General features: G+C 61.2%; 23 protein-coding genes and 1 tRNA gene. 10 read left to right on the forward strand and 14 right to left on the reverse strand.

The window, feature by feature from the left end:
• The first annotated feature begins 9 nt into the window (after positions 1 to 9).
• Positions 10 to 795: an ATP-binding cassette domain-containing protein gene (locus AX760_RS12775; protein ID WP_071833249.1), complete on the forward strand. Its 786-nt coding sequence runs from the start codon at positions 10 to 12 to the stop codon at positions 793 to 795.
• A 71-nt stretch (positions 796 to 866) separates the two neighbouring features.
• Here AX760_RS12775 and AX760_RS12780 read toward each other — a convergent pair whose 3' ends face one another.
• Positions 867 to 2,423 carry a cryptochrome/photolyase family protein gene (locus tag AX760_RS12780; protein ID WP_071833250.1) on the reverse strand — a complete coding sequence of 519 codons (1,557 nt, stop codon included), beginning with the start codon at positions 2,421 to 2,423 and terminating at the stop codon, positions 867 to 869.
• Positions 2,417 to 3,094: an SDR family NAD(P)-dependent oxidoreductase gene (locus AX760_RS12785; protein ID WP_245295008.1), complete on the reverse strand. Its 678-nt coding sequence runs from the start codon at positions 3,092 to 3,094 to the stop codon at positions 2,417 to 2,419. Before AX760_RS12785 ends, AX760_RS12780 begins: the two co-directional genes overlap by 7 nt.
• A gap of 283 nt (positions 3,095 to 3,377) precedes the next feature.
• On the opposite strand from AX760_RS12785, the gene AX760_RS12790 reads away from it, so the two are divergent.
• From AX760_RS12790 to AX760_RS12800, 3 genes are all read left to right on the forward strand, one after another.
• Positions 3,378 to 3,454 (forward strand) — tRNA-Arg (locus AX760_RS12790).
• 74 nt (positions 3,455 to 3,528) lie between these two features.
• Complete coding sequence (locus tag AX760_RS12795; RefSeq protein ID WP_071833252.1) at positions 3,529 to 4,344, forward strand: DUF429 domain-containing protein; 816 nt, start codon at positions 3,529 to 3,531, stop codon at positions 4,342 to 4,344.
• A gap of 176 nt (positions 4,345 to 4,520) precedes the next feature.
• Positions 4,521 to 5,189 carry an SH3 domain-containing protein gene (locus tag AX760_RS12800; protein ID WP_139276131.1) on the forward strand — a complete coding sequence of 223 codons (669 nt, stop codon included), beginning with the start codon at positions 4,521 to 4,523 and terminating at the stop codon, positions 5,187 to 5,189.
• Positions 5,190 to 5,223: 34 nt separating this feature from the next.
• Here the strand turns inward: AX760_RS12800 and AX760_RS12805 are convergent, their stop codons facing one another.
• The 6 genes from AX760_RS12805 to AX760_RS12830 are packed head-to-tail and all read right to left on the reverse strand — an operon-like array spanning position 5,224 to position 11,581.
• Positions 5,224 to 5,997: an ABC transporter ATP-binding protein gene (locus AX760_RS12805; RefSeq protein ID WP_071833254.1), complete on the reverse strand. Its 774-nt coding sequence runs from the start codon at positions 5,995 to 5,997 to the stop codon at positions 5,224 to 5,226.
• Positions 5,994 to 6,827 carry an ABC transporter ATP-binding protein gene (locus AX760_RS12810; RefSeq protein ID WP_071833255.1) on the reverse strand — a complete coding sequence of 278 codons (834 nt, stop codon included), beginning with the start codon at positions 6,825 to 6,827 and terminating at the stop codon, positions 5,994 to 5,996. The genes AX760_RS12805 and AX760_RS12810 overlap by 4 nt, the downstream gene beginning before the upstream one ends.
• Positions 6,824 to 7,756, reverse strand: coding sequence for an ABC transporter permease (locus AX760_RS12815; RefSeq protein WP_071833256.1), 933 nt, complete (start codon positions 7,754 to 7,756; stop codon positions 6,824 to 6,826). Before AX760_RS12815 ends, AX760_RS12810 begins: the two co-directional genes overlap by 4 nt.
• A complete protein-coding gene (locus AX760_RS12820) occupies positions 7,753 to 8,823 on the reverse strand; it encodes an ABC transporter permease (protein WP_071833324.1) in 1,071 nt (356 codons plus the stop codon). The genes AX760_RS12815 and AX760_RS12820 overlap by 4 nt, the downstream gene beginning before the upstream one ends.
• Positions 8,824 to 8,837: 14 nt before the next feature.
• Positions 8,838 to 10,478, reverse strand: a complete 1,641-nt coding sequence (locus AX760_RS12825; protein ID WP_071833257.1) for an ABC transporter substrate-binding protein — start codon at positions 10,476 to 10,478, stop codon at positions 8,838 to 8,840.
• A gap of 47 nt (positions 10,479 to 10,525) precedes the next feature.
• Positions 10,526 to 11,581, reverse strand: a complete 1,056-nt coding sequence (locus AX760_RS12830; protein WP_071833258.1) for a dipeptidase — start codon at positions 11,579 to 11,581, stop codon at positions 10,526 to 10,528.
• Positions 11,582 to 11,925: 344 nt separating this feature from the next.
• On the opposite strand from AX760_RS12830, the gene AX760_RS12835 reads away from it, so the two are divergent.
• The 3 genes from AX760_RS12835 to AX760_RS12845 are packed head-to-tail and all read left to right on the forward strand — an operon-like array spanning position 11,926 to position 15,297.
• Entirely contained in the window at positions 11,926 to 13,188 is a 1,263-nt protein-coding gene (locus AX760_RS12835; RefSeq protein ID WP_071833259.1) for an alpha/beta hydrolase, read from the forward strand.
• Positions 13,185 to 14,225 carry an Lnb N-terminal periplasmic domain-containing protein gene (locus tag AX760_RS12840; RefSeq protein WP_071833260.1) on the forward strand — a complete coding sequence of 347 codons (1,041 nt, stop codon included), beginning with the start codon at positions 13,185 to 13,187 and terminating at the stop codon, positions 14,223 to 14,225. The genes AX760_RS12835 and AX760_RS12840 overlap by 4 nt, the downstream gene beginning before the upstream one ends.
• A 49-nt stretch (positions 14,226 to 14,274) precedes the next feature.
• Positions 14,275 to 15,297, forward strand: coding sequence for a substrate-binding domain-containing protein (locus tag AX760_RS12845; protein WP_071833261.1), 1,023 nt, complete (start codon positions 14,275 to 14,277; stop codon positions 15,295 to 15,297).
• Here the strand turns inward: AX760_RS12845 and AX760_RS12850 are convergent.
• The 4 genes from AX760_RS12850 to AX760_RS12865 form a co-directional block, all read right to left on the reverse strand.
• A complete protein-coding gene (locus AX760_RS12850; protein WP_071833262.1) occupies positions 15,286 to 16,329 on the reverse strand; it encodes a Gfo/Idh/MocA family protein in 1,044 nt (347 codons plus the stop codon). The two genes, AX760_RS12845 and AX760_RS12850, sit on opposite strands and share 12 nt — an antisense overlap.
• 8 nt (positions 16,330 to 16,337) lie before the next feature.
• A complete protein-coding gene (locus AX760_RS12855; protein ID WP_071833263.1) occupies positions 16,338 to 17,123 on the reverse strand; it encodes a ThuA domain-containing protein in 786 nt (261 codons plus the stop codon).
• Between the two features lie 151 nt (positions 17,124 to 17,274).
• Positions 17,275 to 17,616 carry a DMT family transporter gene (locus AX760_RS12860; protein ID WP_071833264.1) on the reverse strand — a complete coding sequence of 114 codons (342 nt, stop codon included), beginning with the start codon at positions 17,614 to 17,616 and terminating at the stop codon, positions 17,275 to 17,277.
• A 20-nt stretch (positions 17,617 to 17,636) separates the two neighbouring features.
• Positions 17,637 to 18,215, reverse strand: a complete 579-nt coding sequence (locus tag AX760_RS12865) for a TetR/AcrR family transcriptional regulator (protein ID WP_071833265.1) — start codon at positions 18,213 to 18,215, stop codon at positions 17,637 to 17,639.
• Here AX760_RS12865 and AX760_RS27980 point away from each other — a divergent pair.
• From AX760_RS27980 to AX760_RS12875, 3 genes are read left to right on the forward strand one after another with little or no spacing between them, the layout of a single operon-like run.
• The gene (locus AX760_RS27980; RefSeq protein WP_280950773.1) at positions 18,208 to 18,342 is read left to right on the forward strand and encodes a hypothetical protein; all 135 of its coding nucleotides are present in this window, start codon (positions 18,208 to 18,210) and stop codon (positions 18,340 to 18,342) included. The two genes, AX760_RS12865 and AX760_RS27980, sit on opposite strands and share 8 nt — an antisense overlap.
• A gap of 27 nt (positions 18,343 to 18,369) precedes the next feature.
• Complete coding sequence (locus tag AX760_RS12870; RefSeq protein WP_071833266.1) at positions 18,370 to 18,771, forward strand: group II truncated hemoglobin; 402 nt, start codon at positions 18,370 to 18,372, stop codon at positions 18,769 to 18,771.
• A complete protein-coding gene (locus AX760_RS12875; RefSeq protein WP_071833267.1) occupies positions 18,768 to 19,136 on the forward strand; it encodes a DUF423 domain-containing protein in 369 nt (122 codons plus the stop codon). The genes AX760_RS12870 and AX760_RS12875 overlap by 4 nt, the downstream gene beginning before the upstream one ends.
• Positions 19,137 to 19,147: 11 nt before the next feature.
• Here the strand turns inward: AX760_RS12875 and AX760_RS12880 are convergent, their stop codons facing one another.
• Together AX760_RS12880 and hmuQ are read right to left on the reverse strand one after the other, a co-directional pair.
• Positions 19,148 to 19,519: a bleomycin resistance protein gene (locus tag AX760_RS12880; RefSeq protein WP_071833268.1), complete on the reverse strand. Its 372-nt coding sequence runs from the start codon at positions 19,517 to 19,519 to the stop codon at positions 19,148 to 19,150.
• On the reverse strand, positions 19,519 to 19,833 hold the full coding sequence (hmuQ, locus tag AX760_RS12885) for a heme-degrading protein HmuQ (RefSeq protein WP_071833269.1): 315 nt from the start codon (positions 19,831 to 19,833) through the stop codon (positions 19,519 to 19,521). The genes AX760_RS12880 and hmuQ overlap by 1 nt, the downstream gene beginning before the upstream one ends.
• Between the last annotated feature and the right edge of the window lie 4 nt (positions 19,834 to 19,837).

The raw sequence follows: 19,837 nt of genomic DNA on the forward strand, positions 1-19,837 counted from the left end.
GTTCGAACAATGACACAACACCGCACTCCGCTCGTCGAGATGAAGAACATCTCCATCTCCTTCGGCGGTATCCATGCCGTCGACAACGCCTCGGTCGATCTCTACCCGGGTGAAGTCGTGGCCCTTCTCGGCCACAATGGCGCCGGCAAGTCGACCCTGATCAAGATCCTGTCCGGCGCCTACAAGCGCGACAACGGCGAAATTCTGATCAATGGCGAGCCGGTCCAGATCAGCAATCCGCGCGACGCCAAGGGCTACGGCATCGAGACGATCTACCAGACGCTCGCCGTCGCCGACAATGTCGATGCCGCCGCAAACCTCTATCTCGGCCGCGAACTGCGCACCCCCTGGGGCACGCTGGACGATGTCGCGATGGAAGCAAAGGCCCGCGAAGTCATGGGCCGCCTCAACCCGAACTTCCGCCGCTTCAAGGAGCCGGTCAAGGCACTCTCCGGCGGTCAGCGCCAGTCCGTCGCCATTGCCCGCGCCATCCTGTTCGACGCCCGCATCCTGATCATGGACGAGCCGACGGCAGCGCTTGGACCGCAGGAAACGGCGCAGGTCGGCGAGTTGATCAAGCAGCTGAAGCGCGAAGGCATCGGCATCTTCCTGATCAGCCATGACATCCACGACGTCTTCGACCTCGCCGACCGCGTGTCCGTGATGAAGAACGGCCAGGTCGTCGGTCACGCCCGCACGCAGGACGTCACCAAGGATGAAGTGCTCGGCATGATCATTCTCGGCAAGGTTCCACCCGGCGCAATCGCCGGTCCTGGCGCCATGCAGACCGCCTGATAGAGATCAATCCAAAAGCCCTCTTCCCGATTTCGGGGAGAGGTTTCAGGCCAGCGTGCAGGCATGCACCGCTACTGGCCATAGGTTCGCGGCAAGGCATCAATGCCGGCCAGGAACCGCGCGGCACTTGCCCGCGTATCTTCCTTCTGCGCACCGCCCATCCGGTCCCACGTCGAATAGACCGGGCCGAGGCGCGGATTGCCGCGCAGACGCTGCGCATTGCGGTCAAGAAAATCCCAGTAGAGCGCATTGAACGGACAGGCCCCTTCTCCCGTCTTCTTCTTGACGTCATAGCGGCAGGTCTCGCAATAATCGGACATGCGCCCGATATAGTTTCCGCCGGCGGCATAGGGTTTCGATCCGAGAAAGCCGCCATCGGCAAACTGGCTCATGCCGATGACATTCGGCAGCTCCACCCATTCGAAGGCATCGACATAGACCTCCAGATACCAGCGATGGATATCGGCGGGGCGGACGCCGGCCAGCATGGCGAAATTGCCTGTTATCATCAGCCGCTGGATATGGTGGGCATAGGCATTGTCGCGCGTCTCTGAAATCACCGTCTTCAGGCAATTGAGGTCCGTCTCGGCGGTCCAGTAGAAGTCCGGCAGTGGCCTATCGTTCTCGAAGAAATTGGCCTGCGCATAATCGGGCATTTTCAGCCAGTAGACGCCGCGCACATATTCGCGCCAGCCGATGATCTGCCGGATGAAACCCTCGACACAGTTGAGTGGTGCCTTGCCCTCGAGATAGGCGCGTTCGACGCGGCGGCAGACGACAAGCGGATCGAGCAGCCCGACATTGATATAGGCCGACAGCAGCGAGTGGTGGAGAAACGGATCAGCGGACAGCATCGCGTCCTGGTAATCCCCGAACAGCGCCAGATGGTGCTCGATAAAATGATCCAGCGCCATCTCCGCATCGGCGCGGGTAACGGCGAACCGAAAATCCTCCAGCGAGCCGAAATGATCAGCGAAGCGAGCGGCGACAAGCTCCAGAACCCTGCCGGTGGTGGCGTCCGGCGAAAAGCCCGCATGGCCCTCGGCAAACAGATCCGGCACCGCCGGCTTGCGGTTATCCGCGTCGTAATTCCAGCGCCCGCCCTCCGGCGCATCGCCGCGCATCAGAAGACCGCTCTTGCGGCGCATGTCGCGGTAGAAATACTCCATGCGCATCTGCTTGCGCCCTTCGGCCCAGGCCGAAAAAGCCGCGCGCGAACAGAGAAATCGCGTATCCTCCCGGATTTCGACGGGGATGCCGAGCCGCGCGGCCCAGCCCTTCATCATCTCCGCGACACGCCATTCACCGGGCTCCGTGACGCAAACGCGCTCGACCGCGTGACGCGCAGCGGCCCGTTCGAGTTCACCGGTAAAGGAGCCCGTATTGGCGGGATCGTCGAGCCGGATATAATCCACCTGAAAACCCGCCTGCCGCATTTCTTCGGCGAAATGGCGCATGGCCGAAAAGAGGAAGGCGATCTTCTTCTTGTGGTGCCGGACATAGCGGGTCTCGTCCGCGACTTCGCACAGCAGGATCACGTCGCGCCCGGGAGACGCATCCTTCAGGCTGCTGATCGAGGGCGACAGCTGGTCGCCGAGAATGAAGATCAGCCTGGCACCCGTCACCATTCGATCGCACTGCCGTCATAGGACAGAAAGGCGCCGCTTTGCGATGCATCAAGGCCATGCACGACAGCGAGAAGCTGCGCTGCGGCGCGCGATGGCGCAAAGACCTCATGATTGCTTTTGAATTTCGAACTGAGTTTTGTCTCGACCGTGCCGGGATGCAACCCGACGACGGCAGCCTGCGGATGGCTGCGGGCAATCTCAATCGCCGCCGTGCGAACGATCTGGTTGAGCGCCGCCTTGGCCGCCCTATAGGAAATCCAGCCGCCCAGCCGGTTGTCACCGATCGAGCCGACCTTGGCCGAGAGCGTTGCAAACACCGCCGGCCCGTCCTTGTTGAGCAGCGGTGAAAAATGCTTCAGGAGCAAGGCAGGTCCGATGGCATTCAGCGCAAACTGCCGCGCCATGGCGCCGGGATCGATCGCCCGGATGGTCTTCTCGGGCCCCTGCCCGTCGATCTCCAGCCCGCCGGTCGCATCGAAGATCAGATCGACGGTCTGCAGCATCTCCCGGGCCTGCAGCGCCGCCTTCAGGATCGTCGCCTCATCGGTCAGATCCAGCCCCGTCTGCGCGCGCGACAGCTTCAAAACATCGCTGTAGCGGCCATCGCTTTCTAGCGCCGATGCCACCGCAGACCCGATGCCGCCGCTCGCACCGATGACAATCGCCTTCATCCTCGCCCCACCTGCTGACATCCCATTGCCTCCAAACACCCGGGCGCTCGTTTGCGTCCCGGCAAGGGCAATACGCAGCAGGAGCCTCCGCGGATCGCAGCGTCGATACGCAGCCTCATCCTGAAGGATGTCTTCGCCAACACCTCTTTCCCAAAACATGGCTGACCTGAAAGTGCCCGAGCTGAAATTCCTTCGGCCGCAGGCGCATTCGCCATTGAAGCCACGCCCATCCTAAGCTATGAACCGGTCACAGCCTGCTTCGACGGTTTTGCCGTCCAAGAATGCACCCGTAGCTCAGCTGGATAGAGTGCTGCCCTCCGAAGGCAGAGGTCACTGGTTCGAATCCAGTCGGGTGCACCAAAATTCCGCCAGTATTGAACACAGCCATAAACTGGCATCCTTGCCCAGTCGGCAAGCTGCACTAGGATAGTGCATTGAAAAGCGGCTCGGTCATCGGCATCGATGTGGGGTATTCGCAGGCTCGGCGATCAAGCGCGATATGTCGGCTTGATGGGTCTGAAACAACAATCTCTTGGGAAATCTTGCGGTTCCGAGCGGCTGAACCAGAACGCGAGAATGCAATCGCTCTCATTGCAAAGGGCCGACATATAGCCGCTGCAGCCTTTGATGGCCCGATTCGTCGGGGTTTCGACATCATCGGCCGATACCGGACAGCGGAACGGATGCTGACCCGGCGCCTGCGGCCTATGATCGGCAAGCCGGGGCAGTCTAGCGCACCAGTTGGCAAACTGCTGAATCAGCATACCAACGCGTGCGTCGGCCACCTCGTTACTCACGCCGATGTGCAAAACGCGGCACACGGAGTAGCAATTGATCGAAAGGCGTTGGTTGAGGCGTTTCCGAGTTCATTTCTCGGCATGATGATCGATAAACCGGCTTCCCTCGCCGCACGAAGAGGCAACCGGTCCGATCTTTTCTTTAAACACCTTGCAACTACGTCCGTTCTGCGTTCTCTGATAGAGCACTGTCTCCCCGGCAGGCAACTCGAAAGCAACTTGAGCAGCGTTGTCAATCATGATGACCGAGCTGCCGTCATTTGTGCGCTCACGGCGCTTTGTGTCGCAGTTGGAGACTTCGTTGCAGCCGGCGACGATGATGGATGGATAATTTTGCCGCCTCGCAGGTTTATACAATCCGAGCAATGGGCGCTTCTCAACATAAACGCTCTAGAAGAGAATGTAGAGAGCCTTTACATTCAGGAGCCGGAGAAAATTGCAGAGCAACGATGATGAATGGGGAGACTCGGTTGTTTCTTACCCGGGAGTATTTAATGAGAACCGAATGTTCCCGTTTTGGTTGTCACTGGTGAAGCCCTGGGCTCATATAATGTTCGGCGCCTGACGTCTCTGTAGTGGCGCCGCAATGCAGATCGTAGCTTAACGGCAATTCTTGTTGGGGGGACTTCATGAGGACGACGATTTTGGTGCCGGTGATTGCAGCCGTCGGGACGCTGGCCATAGCGCCGGGGGCCATGGCCGAGACGCGCCGCTATTATTGCGGTGAAGCCAGTTTCATCAGCGTCGAGACGATCGATGCGACGACGATCTCAGCGGGCCTGATCGGCGGCAAGACGATTACGCTCGGGCAATTGCCCGGCACCCGCAGCTATTCGTTCGGAAACACCACCATCGCCCTGTCCGGCGACCGCAACAGCATCCAGATCACCCAGGGTGGCAGCGATGTGATCGGCTGCGTCTTCCCGGTGCCAGTGGAGGTCGTGACGCCGGGCGATGCCAATGCCAATGTCCAGGCGCAATCGGCGCCGGGCGTTAAGCCGGATATGACGATCAGGAGCGATGGTGCGGCAACGGTCGAAACCGAAGCTGCAACAGAGCCTTTCCCGGCCAAGTCCTGGGGTGGTGTGGTGCGCGACGGGCCCGGCATGGAACACGCCAAGATTGCCAGCCTGAAGGAGGGCGACCCGATCACGGTCGAGCAATCCACCGGCGTCGACATGAACGGCTATCCCTGGTTCAAGATCCGCTTCGGCAAGGACAGGATCGGCTACCAGTGGGGCGGCATCATTTGCCCTGTTGGCCAGGAAAAGCCGGGCACTTTCGAAAAATGCGACTAAGCATCCCGGTTGTGCATCCCGGTTCTGCCGGTGCTCATCCGGCCGGCGCCGGTGCAATGACCCGGCGCACGAAACCCTTGCTCGCGACCATCAGTTCTTGCGTGTAGGTCTGCTCGACCTTGCCACTGGCGAGATCGCCGGATGACAGGCGCTCGACAACCCTACCGGATTTCATCACTGCAAGGCGGTCGCACATATGGGTGACGACGCCGAGATCATGGCTGACCATCAGGAAGGTCAGTTGCCGGTCGCGCCGCACCTGTTCGAGCAGGTTAAGGACTTCGGCCTGAACCGACGCGTCCAGCGCCGAGGTCGGTTCGTCCAGCAGCAGGATCGACGGTTCGATGATCAGCGCCCGGGCGATCGCGATGCGCTGTCGCTGGCCGCCGGACAGCTGGTGCGAATAGCGGAAACGGAAGCTCGCGCCGAGCCCGACCTCGTCCAGGGCGCGCAGAATGCGCGGCTCGGCATTGTCGATGCCATGGATGGCCAGCGGTTCGAGCAAGAGCCGGTCAACCGTCTGGCGCGGATGCAGCGAGCCGTAGGGATCTTGGAAGACCATCTGCACCTGCCGGAAAAACGCCTTGTCGCGATAGCGGGCCGCCAGTGTCTGGCCGTTAACGGTGATCGTGCCGGCGCTGACGGGCGCCAGACCTGCGATGGCGCGCAGGAGGGTCGATTTGCCGGAGCCGGATTCACCGACCAGACCGAAGGATTCGCCGGAAGCGATCTCGATCGAGACCCTGTCGAGCGCCAGGAACCCGTCATAGTCGACGACCAGATCATCAATGGAAACAGCGGCCGTCATAGCGCCCACTCCGGTTTGCGATCAAGAACCGGAAGCGGATGCCGGCTGCTGCCGATTGCCGGCATGCAGTCGAGCAGGCCTTGCGTATAGGGGTGTTTTGCATGGGCAAGATCGGTTGCCGCAATCTCCTCGACGATCCGCCCGGCATACATGACGATGACCCGGTCGCAGAAGGACGAGACCAGCCGCAAATCGTGCGAGATGAAGATCAGCCCCATGCCGCGATCCGCGACGAGACGGTCGAGGATGCCGAGCACCTCGAGCTGTACCGTCACGTCGAGTGCAGACGTCGGCTCGTCGGCGATCAGCAGCTCGGGGCCGGCAATCAGCATCATCGCGATCATCGCGCGCTGGCCCATGCCGCCGGAGACCTCGTGCGGGTAGAGATCGAAGACCCGGGCCGCATCGCGGATCTGCACCGCCTCGAGCATCGCGATCGCTTGATCCCGGGCCTGGTGGGCGCTGACCTTTTCGTGGGTGCGCAGCGTCTCGACGATCTGGCGGCCAATGCTCATCACCGGGTTGAGCGAATATTTCGGATCCTGCAGGATCATCGCGATGCGGTTGCCACGCAGGCTGCGCCGCAGTTTCGATGGGGCCTTCAACAGGTCGATGCCGTCGAAATCGAGCGATTTCGCGGTGATCTGCGCATGCGGCGGCGTCAGCCCCATGATCGCCCTGCCCGTCTGCGATTTTCCGGATCCGCTTTCGCCGACAATGCCGAGCCGTTCGCGACCAAGTGTGAAGGACACGCCGCGCACCGCCTCGATCACGCCGGTGCGCGTCGGAAAGCGGACCCTGAGATCTTCGACCGTCAGCATCGGCGTCATTGGCCGCTCTCCCGCGGATCGAGCGCATCGCGCAGGCCATCGCCGAGCAGGTTGAAGCCGAGGCTGACGATAAGGATCGCCAGGCCCGGCATGGTCGCCACCCACCACTGGTCGAGAATGAAGCGCCGACCGGCGGCAATCATCGCGCCCCATTCCGGCAGCGGCGGCTGGGCACCCAGTCCGAGGAAACCGAGGCCGGCTGCCGTCAGGATGATACCGGCCATGTCGAGCGTGACGCGCACGATCAGCGAGGATACGCACATCGGCATGACATGGCGCAGCACGATGCGGAAGGGTGACGCCCCCATCAGGCGCACGGCGGCGATATAGTCGGAATGGCGCACGGCGAGCGTCTCGGCCCGGGCAATCCGCGCATAGGGCGGCCAGGAGGTGATGGCGATGGCGAGAATGGCATTTTCAATGCCCGGCCCCATGGCGGCAACAAAGGCAAGCGCCAGAACGAGCTTGGGAAAGGCGAGAAAAATATCGGTGATGCGCATCAAAACGGCATCGACCCAGCCGCCGGCATAGCCGGACACAGCCCCGACGAGCAGGCCGATGGGTGCGGCGATGACCGCCACCAGCACGATGACCAGCAGCGTCAGCCGCGAACCGTGCAACAGCCTAGACAGGATATCGCGGCCCTGATCGTCGGTGCCGAGCAGATAGCCCTCACTGCCGGGTGGCAGGAGACGCGCCCCGCCGAGATTGCCGATCACAGGCGAATGTGGTGCCAGAACATCGGCAAGGATGGCGACGGCGACCAGCAACAGGATGATGCCGAGGCCGACCATGGCCAGCCGGTTGGAAGAGAAGCGCCGCCAGGTCATGTAGGCCCTGCCGAGCCGCGCCTGCAGGCGCGATTGCGGCCGATCGGACAGGAGCCATTCGCGTCGCGACAGGACCGGTGTTTCGCTGATCTGGCTCATCGGGCGCGGGTCCTTGGATCGAGGGTGCGGTAGAGCAAATCCGAGAGGAGGTTGATGGCGATGAAGACCGAGCCGATGACGATCGTCCCGCCCAGCACCGCGTTCATGTCGGCATTCTGCAGCGAATTGGTGATGTAGAGCCCCAGGCCCGGCCACGAGAACACCGTTTCGGTCAGCACCGAGCCCTCGAGAAGCCCGGCATAGGACAGGGCAATCACCGTCACCAGCGGCACCGCGGCATTGCGCAGCGCATGCCCCCAGATGATGCGCGTCTCCGACAGGCCCTTGGCGCGGGCAGCGACGATGTATTCCTGCTGCAATTCGTTGAGCATGAAGCTGCGGGTCATGCGGCTGATATAGGCGAGCGAGAAATAGCCGAGCAGTCCGGCCGGCAGGATGATGTGCCGGAAAGCATCCTTGAAGACATCCCACTGTCCCTGCCACAGCGAGTCGAACAGATAGAAGCCGGTGACGGGCGTAAAGGTATATTCATAGACGATGTCGATGCGGCCGGGATAGGCGACCCAGCGCAGCTTTGCGTAGAACAGCACCAGCGCCAGAAGCCCGAGCCAGAAGATCGGCACCGAATAACCGATCAGCCCGATGACGCGGACGAACTGGTCGGCGATCGATCCGCGACGCACGGCCGCGAGCACACCGAGCGGCACACCGATCAGGCTGCCGATCAGCGTGCCGAGGGTTGCCAGTTCCATGGTGGCGGGGAAGACCCGGCGAATATCATCCAAGACAGGGTTGGTGGTCAGCACCGAGGTGCCGAAATTCCCGGTCAGGGCGTCCTTGAGATAGATGTAGAACTGGTAGTAGAGCGGCTCGTTGAACCCCATCAGCTCGCGGGTTCGCTCAACGACATGCGCCGGCGCACGGTCCCCGAGAATGGCAAGCACCGGATCGACCGGGATCACCCGGCCGATGAAGAAGGTCACGGACAGAAGCCCGAGATAGGTCGTGACGATGACCACCAGGAACCGCAGCACCGCATAGGTCCGCGCCTTGGCGCGGGCGCGAGAGCGCCCGGCCGATGGTACGATAATGTCCGGGATTGTCACCGCCGCGCTCCGGATCAATCTTTCGATACGGTCCAGACATAGTTGGTGTCGAAGCTCGGGCCGAGCTTGAAGCCCTTGAGCTTGCCGCTGTAGCCGGCCACTTCCGTCTGCTGGAAGATGATCACGAACGGGCTGTTTTCAAGCACCTTCTTCTGCAGATCCTTGTACATGTCGGCGCGCTTGGCGGCATCCTTTTCAAGCAGGGCAGCCTTGCTCTGCTCCGTCCACTCCTTGGGAACCTCCCAGGCGTTGCGCCAGGCAAGCGTCTTGGTCCCCTCATCGGAGTTGTCCATGTTGACCGTGAAGGTTTCGGCATTGGAATTCGGATCGAAATAATCCTGACCCCACTGGCCGATATAGATGTCGTGGGTGCGGGCCCGGTACTTTGTCAGCGTCTGCTTGCCGTCGCCGGGAATGATTTCCATCTTGATATTGGCCTGGGCCAGCGTCTGCTGCACTGATTCGGCAATCCCGGTCACCGGCTGCGTGTTGCGCACGTCCATGGTCACAGTGAAGCCATCGGCGAGGCCGGCCTTGGCGAGCAGTTCCTTGGCCTTGGCCACGTCCAGCTTGTAAGGATTTTCGTCGAGTTCGCCGAGAACGCCCTTGGGCAGGAAGGTCTGGTGGATTTCGCCGATGCCCTTGATCAGGGTCGAGCCGATTGCATCATAATCGACAAGATACTTGAAGGCTTCCGCCACTTCCGGCTTGGCAAGGTTCGGGTTCTTCTGGTTGAGGCTGAAATAATAGACGGTGCCCTTCGGCGCGCTGGTGCTGGCAAGGTCCGCATTCTTGGCGACCGCTTCGAGATCGCCGGGTTCGAGATTGCGGGCAACGTCGATGTCGCCGTTCTCGAGCGCAAGACGCTGGCCGGAGCTTTCCTTCATGTGACGGTAGATGACCCGGGCAAGCGGCGTCTTTTCACCGGCATAATTGTCGTTGCGTTCCAGAACGATCACTTCGTTGGCACGCCATTCGCGCAGCTTGAAGGCACCCGAGCCGGCATAACCGGTCTTCAGCCAGGCATTGCCGAAATCGTTGTCGTATTTGTATTCGTCCGACGGAGTGACGGCCGCCACGTGTTCCAGAACCAGTTTCTTGTCGACAACCGAGCCGACGGTCGCCGTCAGGCAGTTCAGCACGAAGCTCGGCGCATAGGCCTTGTCGACGGTGAAGACAAAGGTGTTCGCGTCGGTGGCCTTGGCTTTTTCGGCAATGTTGTCGCCGGTCAGGCCGAACTGCGTGAGGATGAAGGCGGGGCTCTTGTCGAGCTTGACGACGCGCTCGAAGGAATAGGCAACGTCTTCCGCCGTGATCGGATTGCCGGAGGCGAATGTCAGGCCCGGCTTCAGCTTGAACGTATAGGTCAGGCCGTCATCGGAAACGGTCCAGCTTTCGGCAAGGTCGCCGACGATCTTGGAAGTGTCGTTGAGATCGAGACGAACGAGGTAGCTGTAGGTATTGGCCGTAATTTCGGCGGTCGAAAGCTCGAAGGCTTCGCCCGGGTCCATGGTGATGATGTCGTCGAAGGCAAAACCCTCGACCAAGGTATCGGCAGGCGTTTCGGCAAAGGCCGGCGCGCCCGCCATCAGGATCAGCGCCATGGCGGCGCTTGCGGTCAACATTCTGAAGTGCGTGTTCATGGAGTGCATCATCGTTCTGTTCCCTTGTTTGGACCCGTTCCGGGCCTCTGTCTTCCGGCTCAGTCGGCCTCGTGCCAGGCTCGAGCCAAAACGCGCAGCCAGTTTTCCCGGCATATTTTTGTCAGTTCGGCGTCACCATATCCGGCAGCCCGAAGGGCGGCAATCAGGCTCTGGTTGCCGGCCGCATCCGAAATCTCCGCCGGAATGGTTGCACCGTCGAAATCCGAGCCGAGCGCGACGCAGTCAATGCCCATGCGCTCGACCATGTAGTCAACATGGCGCACCATATCGCTGAGCGGCGTCAGGGCATTCTCCTGGCCATCCGGCCGCAGCATCGTCGTTGCGTAGTTGAGCCCGGCCAGCCCCTTGCTCTCGCGGATCGCGTCCATCTGGCGGTCAGTCAGGTTTCGCGCCACCGGCGTCAGGGCGTGGGCGTTGGAGTGGCTGGCGATCAGCGGCTGGTCAGAGGTCCTGGCAACATCCCAGAAGCCCTTTTCGGTGATATGGGCGAGATCGATCAGGATGCCCAGCCGATTGCATTCGCGCACGAGATCAAAACCGGGGCCCGTCAGGCCCGGACCGGTATCGGGGTCCATGGGATAGGCAAACGGCACGCCATGGCCAAAAATATTGTGGCGGCTCCAGACCGGACCAAGCGAACGGAGGCCGGCGGCATAGAAGGTCTCGAGCGCGACAAGATCGGCATCGAGGGCCTCGCAACCTTCCATGTGCAGCACGGCGGCAAACACACCTTCGGCGATCGACTGGCGGATATCGCCGGTGCTGCGGCAGAGGGTCCAAGCCCCGGCGCGCTCAAGTCGCATCGCGATGGCGGCAAATTCAAGGGCGATATCGAGCGAGGACGGGCGTTCCAGCGGTGTCGACATCGGCGTGTTGTAATGGCCGTTCTCGTCAGGCTGCTTGAGCGCGAGATCGCCGGAGGGAATGTAGATGGCGCAAAGTCCGCCGACGAGGCCGCCTTTCAGCGATCGCGGTCCGTCGATATGGCCGTCCTTGGTGCCATTGACGAACTCGGCGACGGGATCAGCCCCGGCCTTTGCATGGCTCCAGAGGCGAAGCAGGACGTCGTTGTGACCATCGAAAACCGCCTGCATGCTCAAAGTTTCCCTATGAAATCAAAAAATTAACAGATTGGCAGCGGCGTCGCGCCAAGCGATACCGGACAAATGCTATTGAATTCATCACCGCCTGACAATGAGGCATAATGGGATTTCCCCATAATCTGATATATCAGAAACTGCACATCTACACAGTCTGTCCACGCCTGCACCCTGCGAAAAATATGCAACAGTTTCCGTTGGATTCTGCGTGCCCCCGGGTTTCAGCGACAATTCCGGTGTTGCCGTCCTGGAAAATCTGGCATGGGTGCCACCACGAAGCGTCGGCACACCGCATGAAACGGGACGCCGTGCGACCAGTTGCAAGGACGCAGAACTGTATGACCGATGACCGGACACGCCCCGTTTGCTTCCGACACGCAGGGAAGATTGCCCTGCTTCTGCTCTCTGCAATCGCCGCCGGTTGCGCCGGCAAACCTGTCGGCGTGCTCGTTCCATCCGGAACCAGCCCAGGCGCAAGCGAAGTCAACATGCTGGTCGCCACCACCCGTGCGCCTTCGGACCAACCGGGTATTCTTTACGGCGGTGAACGCGCCGCCCAATTGTCGGCGGCCGAAATCATCGTTTCAATCCCGCCGGATGAAACCCGCGAGATCGGCCAGGTCCAGTGGCCAAAGAAACTGCCGGCTGACCCGTCCAAGGAATTTTCCACCGTCAGCGTCAAACCGCTTGCCTCGCCGGCCGAGGCACAGCCTTGGCTGAAAGCCAACCTGCCGAAAAGCCGCCGCGTGCTGATCTTCGTGCACGGCTTCAACAATCGTTATGAGGATGCCGTCTACCGCTTCGCGCAGATCGTTCATGATTCAAAGACCGACGTCGCCCCGATCATGTTCACCTGGCCTTCGCGGGCCTCGATCTTCGACTATAATTACGACAAGGAAAGCACCAACTATTCGCGCGATGCGCTGGAAGAACTCCTGCGCCGGGCGTCGCAGGATCCGGCGATCAGCGAAGTGACCGTCATGGCCCATTCCATGGGATCATGGCTGACCGTGGAAGCGCTTCGGCAGATGGCGATCCGCGATGGCCGCGTCGCCCCGAAGATCAAGAATGTCATTCTCGCCTCCCCGGACCTCGATGTCGATGTCTTCGGCAAGCAGTGGGAAGCGATGGGCAAGGACAAGCCGAAGTTCACGATCTTCGTCTCGAGAGACGACCGCGCACTAACCCTGTCGCGCAGAATCTCCGGCAATATCGAACGCCTCGGCCAAATCGACCCCTCGCAGGAACCCTACCGCAGTGCCCTGGAAAATGCCGGCGACATCACCATCCTCGATCTCACGGCGCTCAAGAGCAATGACCAGTTGAACCATGGCAAATTTGCCGAAAGCCCGGAAGTCGTGAAACTGATCGGCAACCGGCTGATCGCAGGCCAGACCGTAACGGATTCGGACATCGGGCTCGGCGACCGTGTCGGGGCCGTCGCGCTTGGCACCGCGCAGACGGTCGGCAGCGCAGCGAGCATTGCCGTCAGCACGCCGATCCTGATCTTTGATCCCAAAACCCGCCAGAACTACCAGGGGCAGGTTGACCGGTTCGGCCGCAGCCTCGGCGGCACAATCAGCAGCACGGTCGGGCAATGACCGTCAACACCGAGATACCGCCCGAGCCGGCACGCCGGCATGTCCTGGGCTCCATCCTGCGCTGGGTCTCGGTGCTGGCAATCGCAGGCTTTGCCGTCTGGGGCGCTGCCGCCTTGTTCTATCAGGCACCCGGCACCCTGCCCTTGCGCATCGCGGCGGCGTGCGCCTGGGTGCTGCTGTCGCTGGCCTGCCTGATCGTCTACATAAGGCGGGCGTCACGGTTCGCAGCCCTTGTCTATCCGGTGGCGATTGCCGGCCTGCTCTTCTGGTGGGGTGCCATCGCCGCCAGCAATGAACGCGACTGGGCAGACGACATCGCCCAGATGACCGTCGGTGTCGTCAATGGACAGACCGTGACGCTTGCCAATGTCCGCAACTTCGACTGGCGCACCGAGACGGACTATACCGTCAACTGGGAGACCCGGACCTACGACCTCGAGAAACTGGCCTCTGTCGATATGCTGCTGTCCTACTGGTCGAGCCCGGCGATTGCCCATACGCTGGTTTCCTTCGGCTTCGAGGATGGCAGTTTCGTCACGTTTTCGGTGGAGATCCGGAAGGAAAAACACGAACGTTTTTCGGAAGTCGGCGGCTTCTTCAAGGAGTTCGAGACCAGCATCGTTGCCGCCGATGAGCGCGACATCGTGCGTCTGCGCACCAATGTGCGCAAGGAAGATGTCTATCTCTACCGCATCGCCATGGCGAAACCGGCCATGCGCTCCCTGTTCATGGCCTATGTCGACGCGGCCAACGCGCTAGCCGAGACGCCGCGCTTCTACAACACGGTCACCGCCAATTGCACGACGATCGTCTATGACATGGTTGCCCGCATCGTGCCCGACCTGCCGCTCGACTACCGGCTGATCTTTTCAGGCTATCTCGCCGAATACATCGATACCGTGCGCGGCCTGACGCCGGGTTTTACGCTGGAACAGCTGCGCATGGCCGGCAGGATCGGCCCGCGGGCCGTTGAAGCGGACAATACGCCGGACTTTTCCGCCCGCATCCGCGAGGGAATCCCGCCTCTTCCCCTTTGAACGATCGGCAAAGCGTCCTAGAAGACAAGGGACAAAAGGACGATCGCGCATGAACCTCAAGGAATTTGCAAGCCGGCTTGCCCTTTCGCAGACGACAGTCAGCCGCGCGCTCAGCGGTTATCCCGAGGTCAAGCCGGCGACGCGCGACCGCGTGCTGAAAGCCGCGCTCGAATTTGGATACCGCCCCAACACCAGCGCGCTTGGCCTTGCCACCGGTCGTGTCGGCGCCATCGGCATCGTCTTTCGCGGCGGCGGCCAGTTCGGACCGCACACCAGCGAATTCATGGGCGGCCTTGGCACAAGGCTGCAGCAGGACGAGGTGGATATTCTGGTTTCGACGGTCGATTCGTCTGAGGCCGAGCTCAACACCTATCGCAGGCTTGCCGCGAGCAAACGCGTCGATGCCGTGATCCTGCATTCGCCCTTCACCGACGACCCGCGCATTGCGCTGCTGACCTCCCTGCGCCTGCCGTTCATCGTCCACGGGCGAACCCAGGCGCCGGGCGAATTCGGCTGGCTCGATATCGACAATTTCGATGCGATCCGCCAGGCGACAAGCCATCTGCTGGACCTCGGTCACCGGCGCATCGCCTTTCTCAACGGTCACCGCGGCCGGGTCTTTGCCGATCACCGTCACGAAGGCTATCAGACGGCGCTGGCAGCGCACGGCATCGCCGTCGATCCCCTGATGTCCGGCAATGGCGAATTCACCGACGAGATGGGCTTTCGTCTGATGCAGGGCTTCCTCGCTTTGGAGCAACGCCCGACGGCCGTGCTTGCGGGGTCGATGATGTCGGCCCTTGGCGCCATGCGAGCCATCCGCGTTTCAGGCCTGAAGGTCGGCGACGACATCTCGTTGATCGCCCATGACGACGTCTTTCCCTATATCAGCCCGGACAATCTCGTGCCGACGCTGTCGACGACACGATCGTCGATTCGGGCGGCGGGCGCCAGGATCGCGGAAATGGTGCTCGAGCTTCTGCAGGGAACGCCGGCCAGCACCCTGCGCGAGGTCTGGCCGGTGGAACTGGTGATCCGCAATTCGACGGGCGTCTGTCCGTCAGACCTTTAGCTCGCGCCGTTCCTTTTCGGTGAACATGGCGAGATCAAGCACCTTCTGAAGATTGGCCGCATGCCGGAAACCGGGTTCGACCGTCTTTTTCGCCCGCACAGCCTCGACGAAGCGCTCGTAATTCGTTGGAACTGTGCCGGCATCGATATCCGCCCAGGTCCCGGTCTCCACATCCTTGCCGAGGCAGGCACGCAGCGTCGATCCGTCAGGCGTATGAATGACCTCGATCGCGCCTTTTTCGCCATGCATGCGCAGGCGCAATTCGTTGAGATGGCCGGTGGCCCAACGGCTGGCATGGATCACACCCATGGCGCCATTGGCAAACTCCGCCGTCATGGTGAAGCTGTCATTGGCATCCAGATCATACTCGCCAATGCGGTTTCCCGGTGCCTTGTCGAAGGTCTTCAGGCGGGCAAAAATGTGATCGACATCGGTCGCTGCGCCATAGCCGGCAAAATCGAGGATGTGAATGCCGACATCGCCAAGCACGCCGTTGGAGCCGTGTTTCGTCGACAGCCGCCACAGCCATTGCGATTCCATCGACCAGTCGCCCCAGGCCTTGGAAACGAGCCAGCTCTGCAGATAGGACGCCTCGACATGGCGGACCGTGCCGATCTCGCCGGCCAGCACCATCTGCCGGGCCTTCTGGATCTCGGCGACATTGCGGTAGGTCAGGTTGACCATCGCGACGAGGCCGGATTTCTCGGCAGCATCGGCCATTTCGGCGGCCTTGGCATAGGTTTCCGCCAACGGCTTTTCACAGAGCACGTGTTTGCCGGCAGCCAGCAACGCCAGCGTGGTCGGGTAGTGTATGCGATCGGGCGTGACATTGGCGACCGCATCGAACTCGCCCCAGGCGATGGCATCGGTAAGCGAGGTGAAGCTGTTGGCGATGTCGTGACGCAGCGCAAAGGCCCGCACGACAGCAAGGTTGACATCAACCGCCGCCACCAGTTCGACGCCCTTGATGGTCGCAAAATTCATAGCATGGCTATTGGCCATGCCGCCGGTTCCAAGGATCAGTAAACGCATGGTGGACCTCACTTGTATCCGGCTTCGCCGGACTGGTGCAGCTTCGGACCGCGCTCGACGATCGGCTCGAGCGCCTGTTCGACCGGCACGTTTGGCGCATCATGGATGGCGCTATAGGTTCCCTGGGGGTTGTAGGCCCACCTGACGGCGTTGCGCAGCACCTTCTGGACATTGCCGTCGTGATAGGTCGGATAGGTTTCGTGACCGGGGCGGAAATAGAAGATATTGCCGGCCCCGCGTCGCCAGGTGAGACCGGAGCGGAACACCTCGCCGCCCGCAAACCAGGAGATGAAGACAGTTTCGAGCGGTTCCGGCACCGAAAACTGCTCGCCGTACATTTCCTCGTTTTCCAGAACGAAATTCTCATCCAGCCCTTCTGCGATCGGGTGCCGCGGATTGATCACCCAGAGCCGTTCGCGCTCGCCGGCCTCGCGCCACTTCAGCGCACAGGGCGTGCCCATCAAACGCTTGAAGGGCTTTGAGAAATGACCGGAATGAAGCACGATCAGGCCCATGCCTTCCCAGACGCGCTTGGCGACACGCTCGACGATTTCGTCGGAGACCGCGCCGTGATCCTTGTGACCCCACCACAAAAGCACGTCGGTATTGGCCAGTCGCTCCACGCTCAGGCCATGCTCCGGCTCCTGCAAGGTCGCGGTCGTTGCCTCGATGCCGACATCGGTGTTCAGCGATGCGGCGATCGTCGTGTGCATGCCATCAGGATAGATGCCTTTGACGACATCATTGGTCTGTTCGTGGATATTCTCGCCCCAGACGACGGTTCGTATGGTCATGATCAACTTCCTTTTCGCCGCGAGAGCCGCCTCCCGCCGGACCTTAATCCGGATGGACACAAGCAGACGCTTAAATTGAAACCGCTTTCAATTTCTAGCGATAGAATCCGATAATGACTTTTGCAAGGAGAAATTCAGCGGATCTGCGCGTTCAATGGAAGGTGGATTTGGAGAACAGATTGAGCACCAGCACCCCGGCAATGATCAGTCCGAGGCCAAGAATGGCCGGCAAATCGAGCTTCTGGCCGAAGACGAAAACGCCGACCAGCGAGATCAGCACGATGCCGAGACCGCTCCAGATCGCATAGGCGATACCGACGGGGATGACCTTCAGCGTATAGGACAGAAAATAGAAGGCCACGGCGTAGCAGCCGATCATGACCAGCGTCGGCACCAGCCGGGTAAAATGCTGGGCTGCCTGCATGGCCGAGGTGCCGAGCACTTCGAAGACGATGGCGATAACGAGCATGGCATAGAGCGTGGCGGGGGTCATGGAATGGCTCCGAAAGACGGCTATTGCAGCGAAAGGGCATTGAGGCGGGCAAGCATGACGCTGCGAACATCTGGGGGCAGATCATGGCTCTGCAAGAGATCGGCCAGCCAGATGCCGTCGGCGGCAAAGCGGGCAAGCTGGCAGTCGGGCGACGAATCGGTGCCGACAAATTCGTCTGTCCGATCAGCCACCCATTGCCGCCAGCGATCCCGCAGGGGCGGCTCGGCAAGCAGCGCAATGGTCAGCACGTGCCACGCCTGGGCATCGCCGGCCCCGTCAACCGGATCGCCATCATCGAAGGCGAATACGGTCGAGATATAGGCCCGCGTGAAACGCCCCTGCGGAACCGGATCGCTGCGCATCATCTGTGCCATCGCCGCATCGAATTTATCGATCATGTCGTCGAACAGCCCGTTGAGCAGCGCCATCTTGCTGGGAAAATGGTGCAGCAGACCACCCTTGCTGACACCGGCTTTCTGGGACACTGCATCCAGCGTGACATTGCCGAGACCTTGATCATAAGCGAGTCGCGCCGCGACGCTCAGCAATTGCTGGCGAACCTGTTCAGGCTGCTTTTTTCGGTGATGTGCTATGGCCATCGCCCATAAAGATACCGGCTGGACGGTTTGTCAATTGCTTTATGAGGCAATGACGAAAAACGCGATGAAACGTCGCAAGGCTGAAACCACGCGAATGCCCATTGTGAAGCTGCAGGCGGTCCCGTAAAAAACAGCACCTGGCAGGACAAAGCGAATGAGTGAACCGGAATCGACGACCCTGTACGAAGCGATCGGCGGCGATGCGACGGTGGCAGCGCTGACAACGCGCTTCTATGCCCTGATGGACACGCTGCCCGAAGCCGCCCGATGCCGCGCCTTGCATCCCGCCGATCTCACAGGCAGCCGTGAAAAATTCTATGAATACCTGACCGGCTGGCTTGGCGGACCGCCGCTCTACACCGACAAGCGCGGTCATCCGATGCTGCGCCGCCGCCATTTCGGCGCCTCCATCGGCGCCGTCGAGCGGGATGAATGGCTTTTTTGCTTCACGCAGGCTCTTGAGGAAACCGTCGCCCACCCGCAATTGCGAAGTGTCATTCTCGAACCGGTGACACGGCTCGCCCACCACATGCAGAACAGGGAAGAACCACAATGAAGACCAGTTCGTTGCGGCGATCGATCCTCTTCGTCGCGGGCATGATGGGCCTTGCCGGCGTCGTCAGCGCGGCAGCCGCCTCCCATGGTGCCGATCCGCGCCTGCTCGGCGGCGCCTCTGCCATGTGTCTTGCCCATGCCCCGGCGCTGGTGGCGCTTTATGCAGCCTGGCCACAGTTCCGCACGGCTGCCCTTGCCGCCCTTCTGCTTGCTGTCGGCACGGCCCTGTTTGCGGCCGACCTGACGGCACGGCACATGCTCGGCCACGGGCTGTTTCCGATGTCGGCCCCCACGGGCGGCGTGTTGATGATGCTGGGTTGGCTTTCGATAGCACTCGGTGTCTTTTTACCGGCACGCGACGCCTGAACCGCTGACGGCTACGGTCGTGGAATGCGCCCGAACCGCAGCAGATTGCCATGCGGATCGTGAATGTAGAACTCTTCCATATTCCACGGCCGAACGGTCATCGCGCTCAGTTGCGGCACGGCCTTGGCGCTGAACTCGCGGTGCAGGTCACCGATCCCGCCACCACGCAGATAGACCGAACTGTTCTCGCAAAGCAAACGATCCGTCGCCAGCCAGAAATGCAGCTCCATCTCGGCACGCCGGACAATCAGATAACCGTCGTCCTGGTGCACGACGGTCGAAAAGCCCAGGCAGTCTCGATAGAAAGCCAGCGTCACGGCAAGATCGAGCGACGGCAGAACCGGCAGAACCTCGATACGATCATCGTCCGATCTGGCTGTCATCACGCGCCCTCGACGACCGAGAAGCCCTCGAATTTTGGCGGCCCGAGATACATCGCCCTGTTGTCGCCGGCATTCTTGTGGGCCGCGCGAAAGTTTTCGGATTTTGTCCACGCCGAAAAGGCATCGCGATCCCGCCAGATCGAGCTGGAAACGAACAGGGTATAACCCTCCTCCGCCACCGTCTGGCCGCGCAGCAATTTGAATTCGACAAAGCCCGGCATGTCCGCCAGGCTCGAATCGCGGTTTTTCCAGACATCCTCGAAAGCCTGTTCATGGCCGATGGTGATCTGGAAGCGGTTCATGGCGTAAAACATGGCA

The sequence above is a fragment of the Pararhizobium antarcticum genome (assembly GCF_001885585.1).
Taxonomy (GTDB): domain Bacteria; phylum Pseudomonadota; class Alphaproteobacteria; order Rhizobiales; family Rhizobiaceae; genus Pararhizobium; species Pararhizobium antarcticum.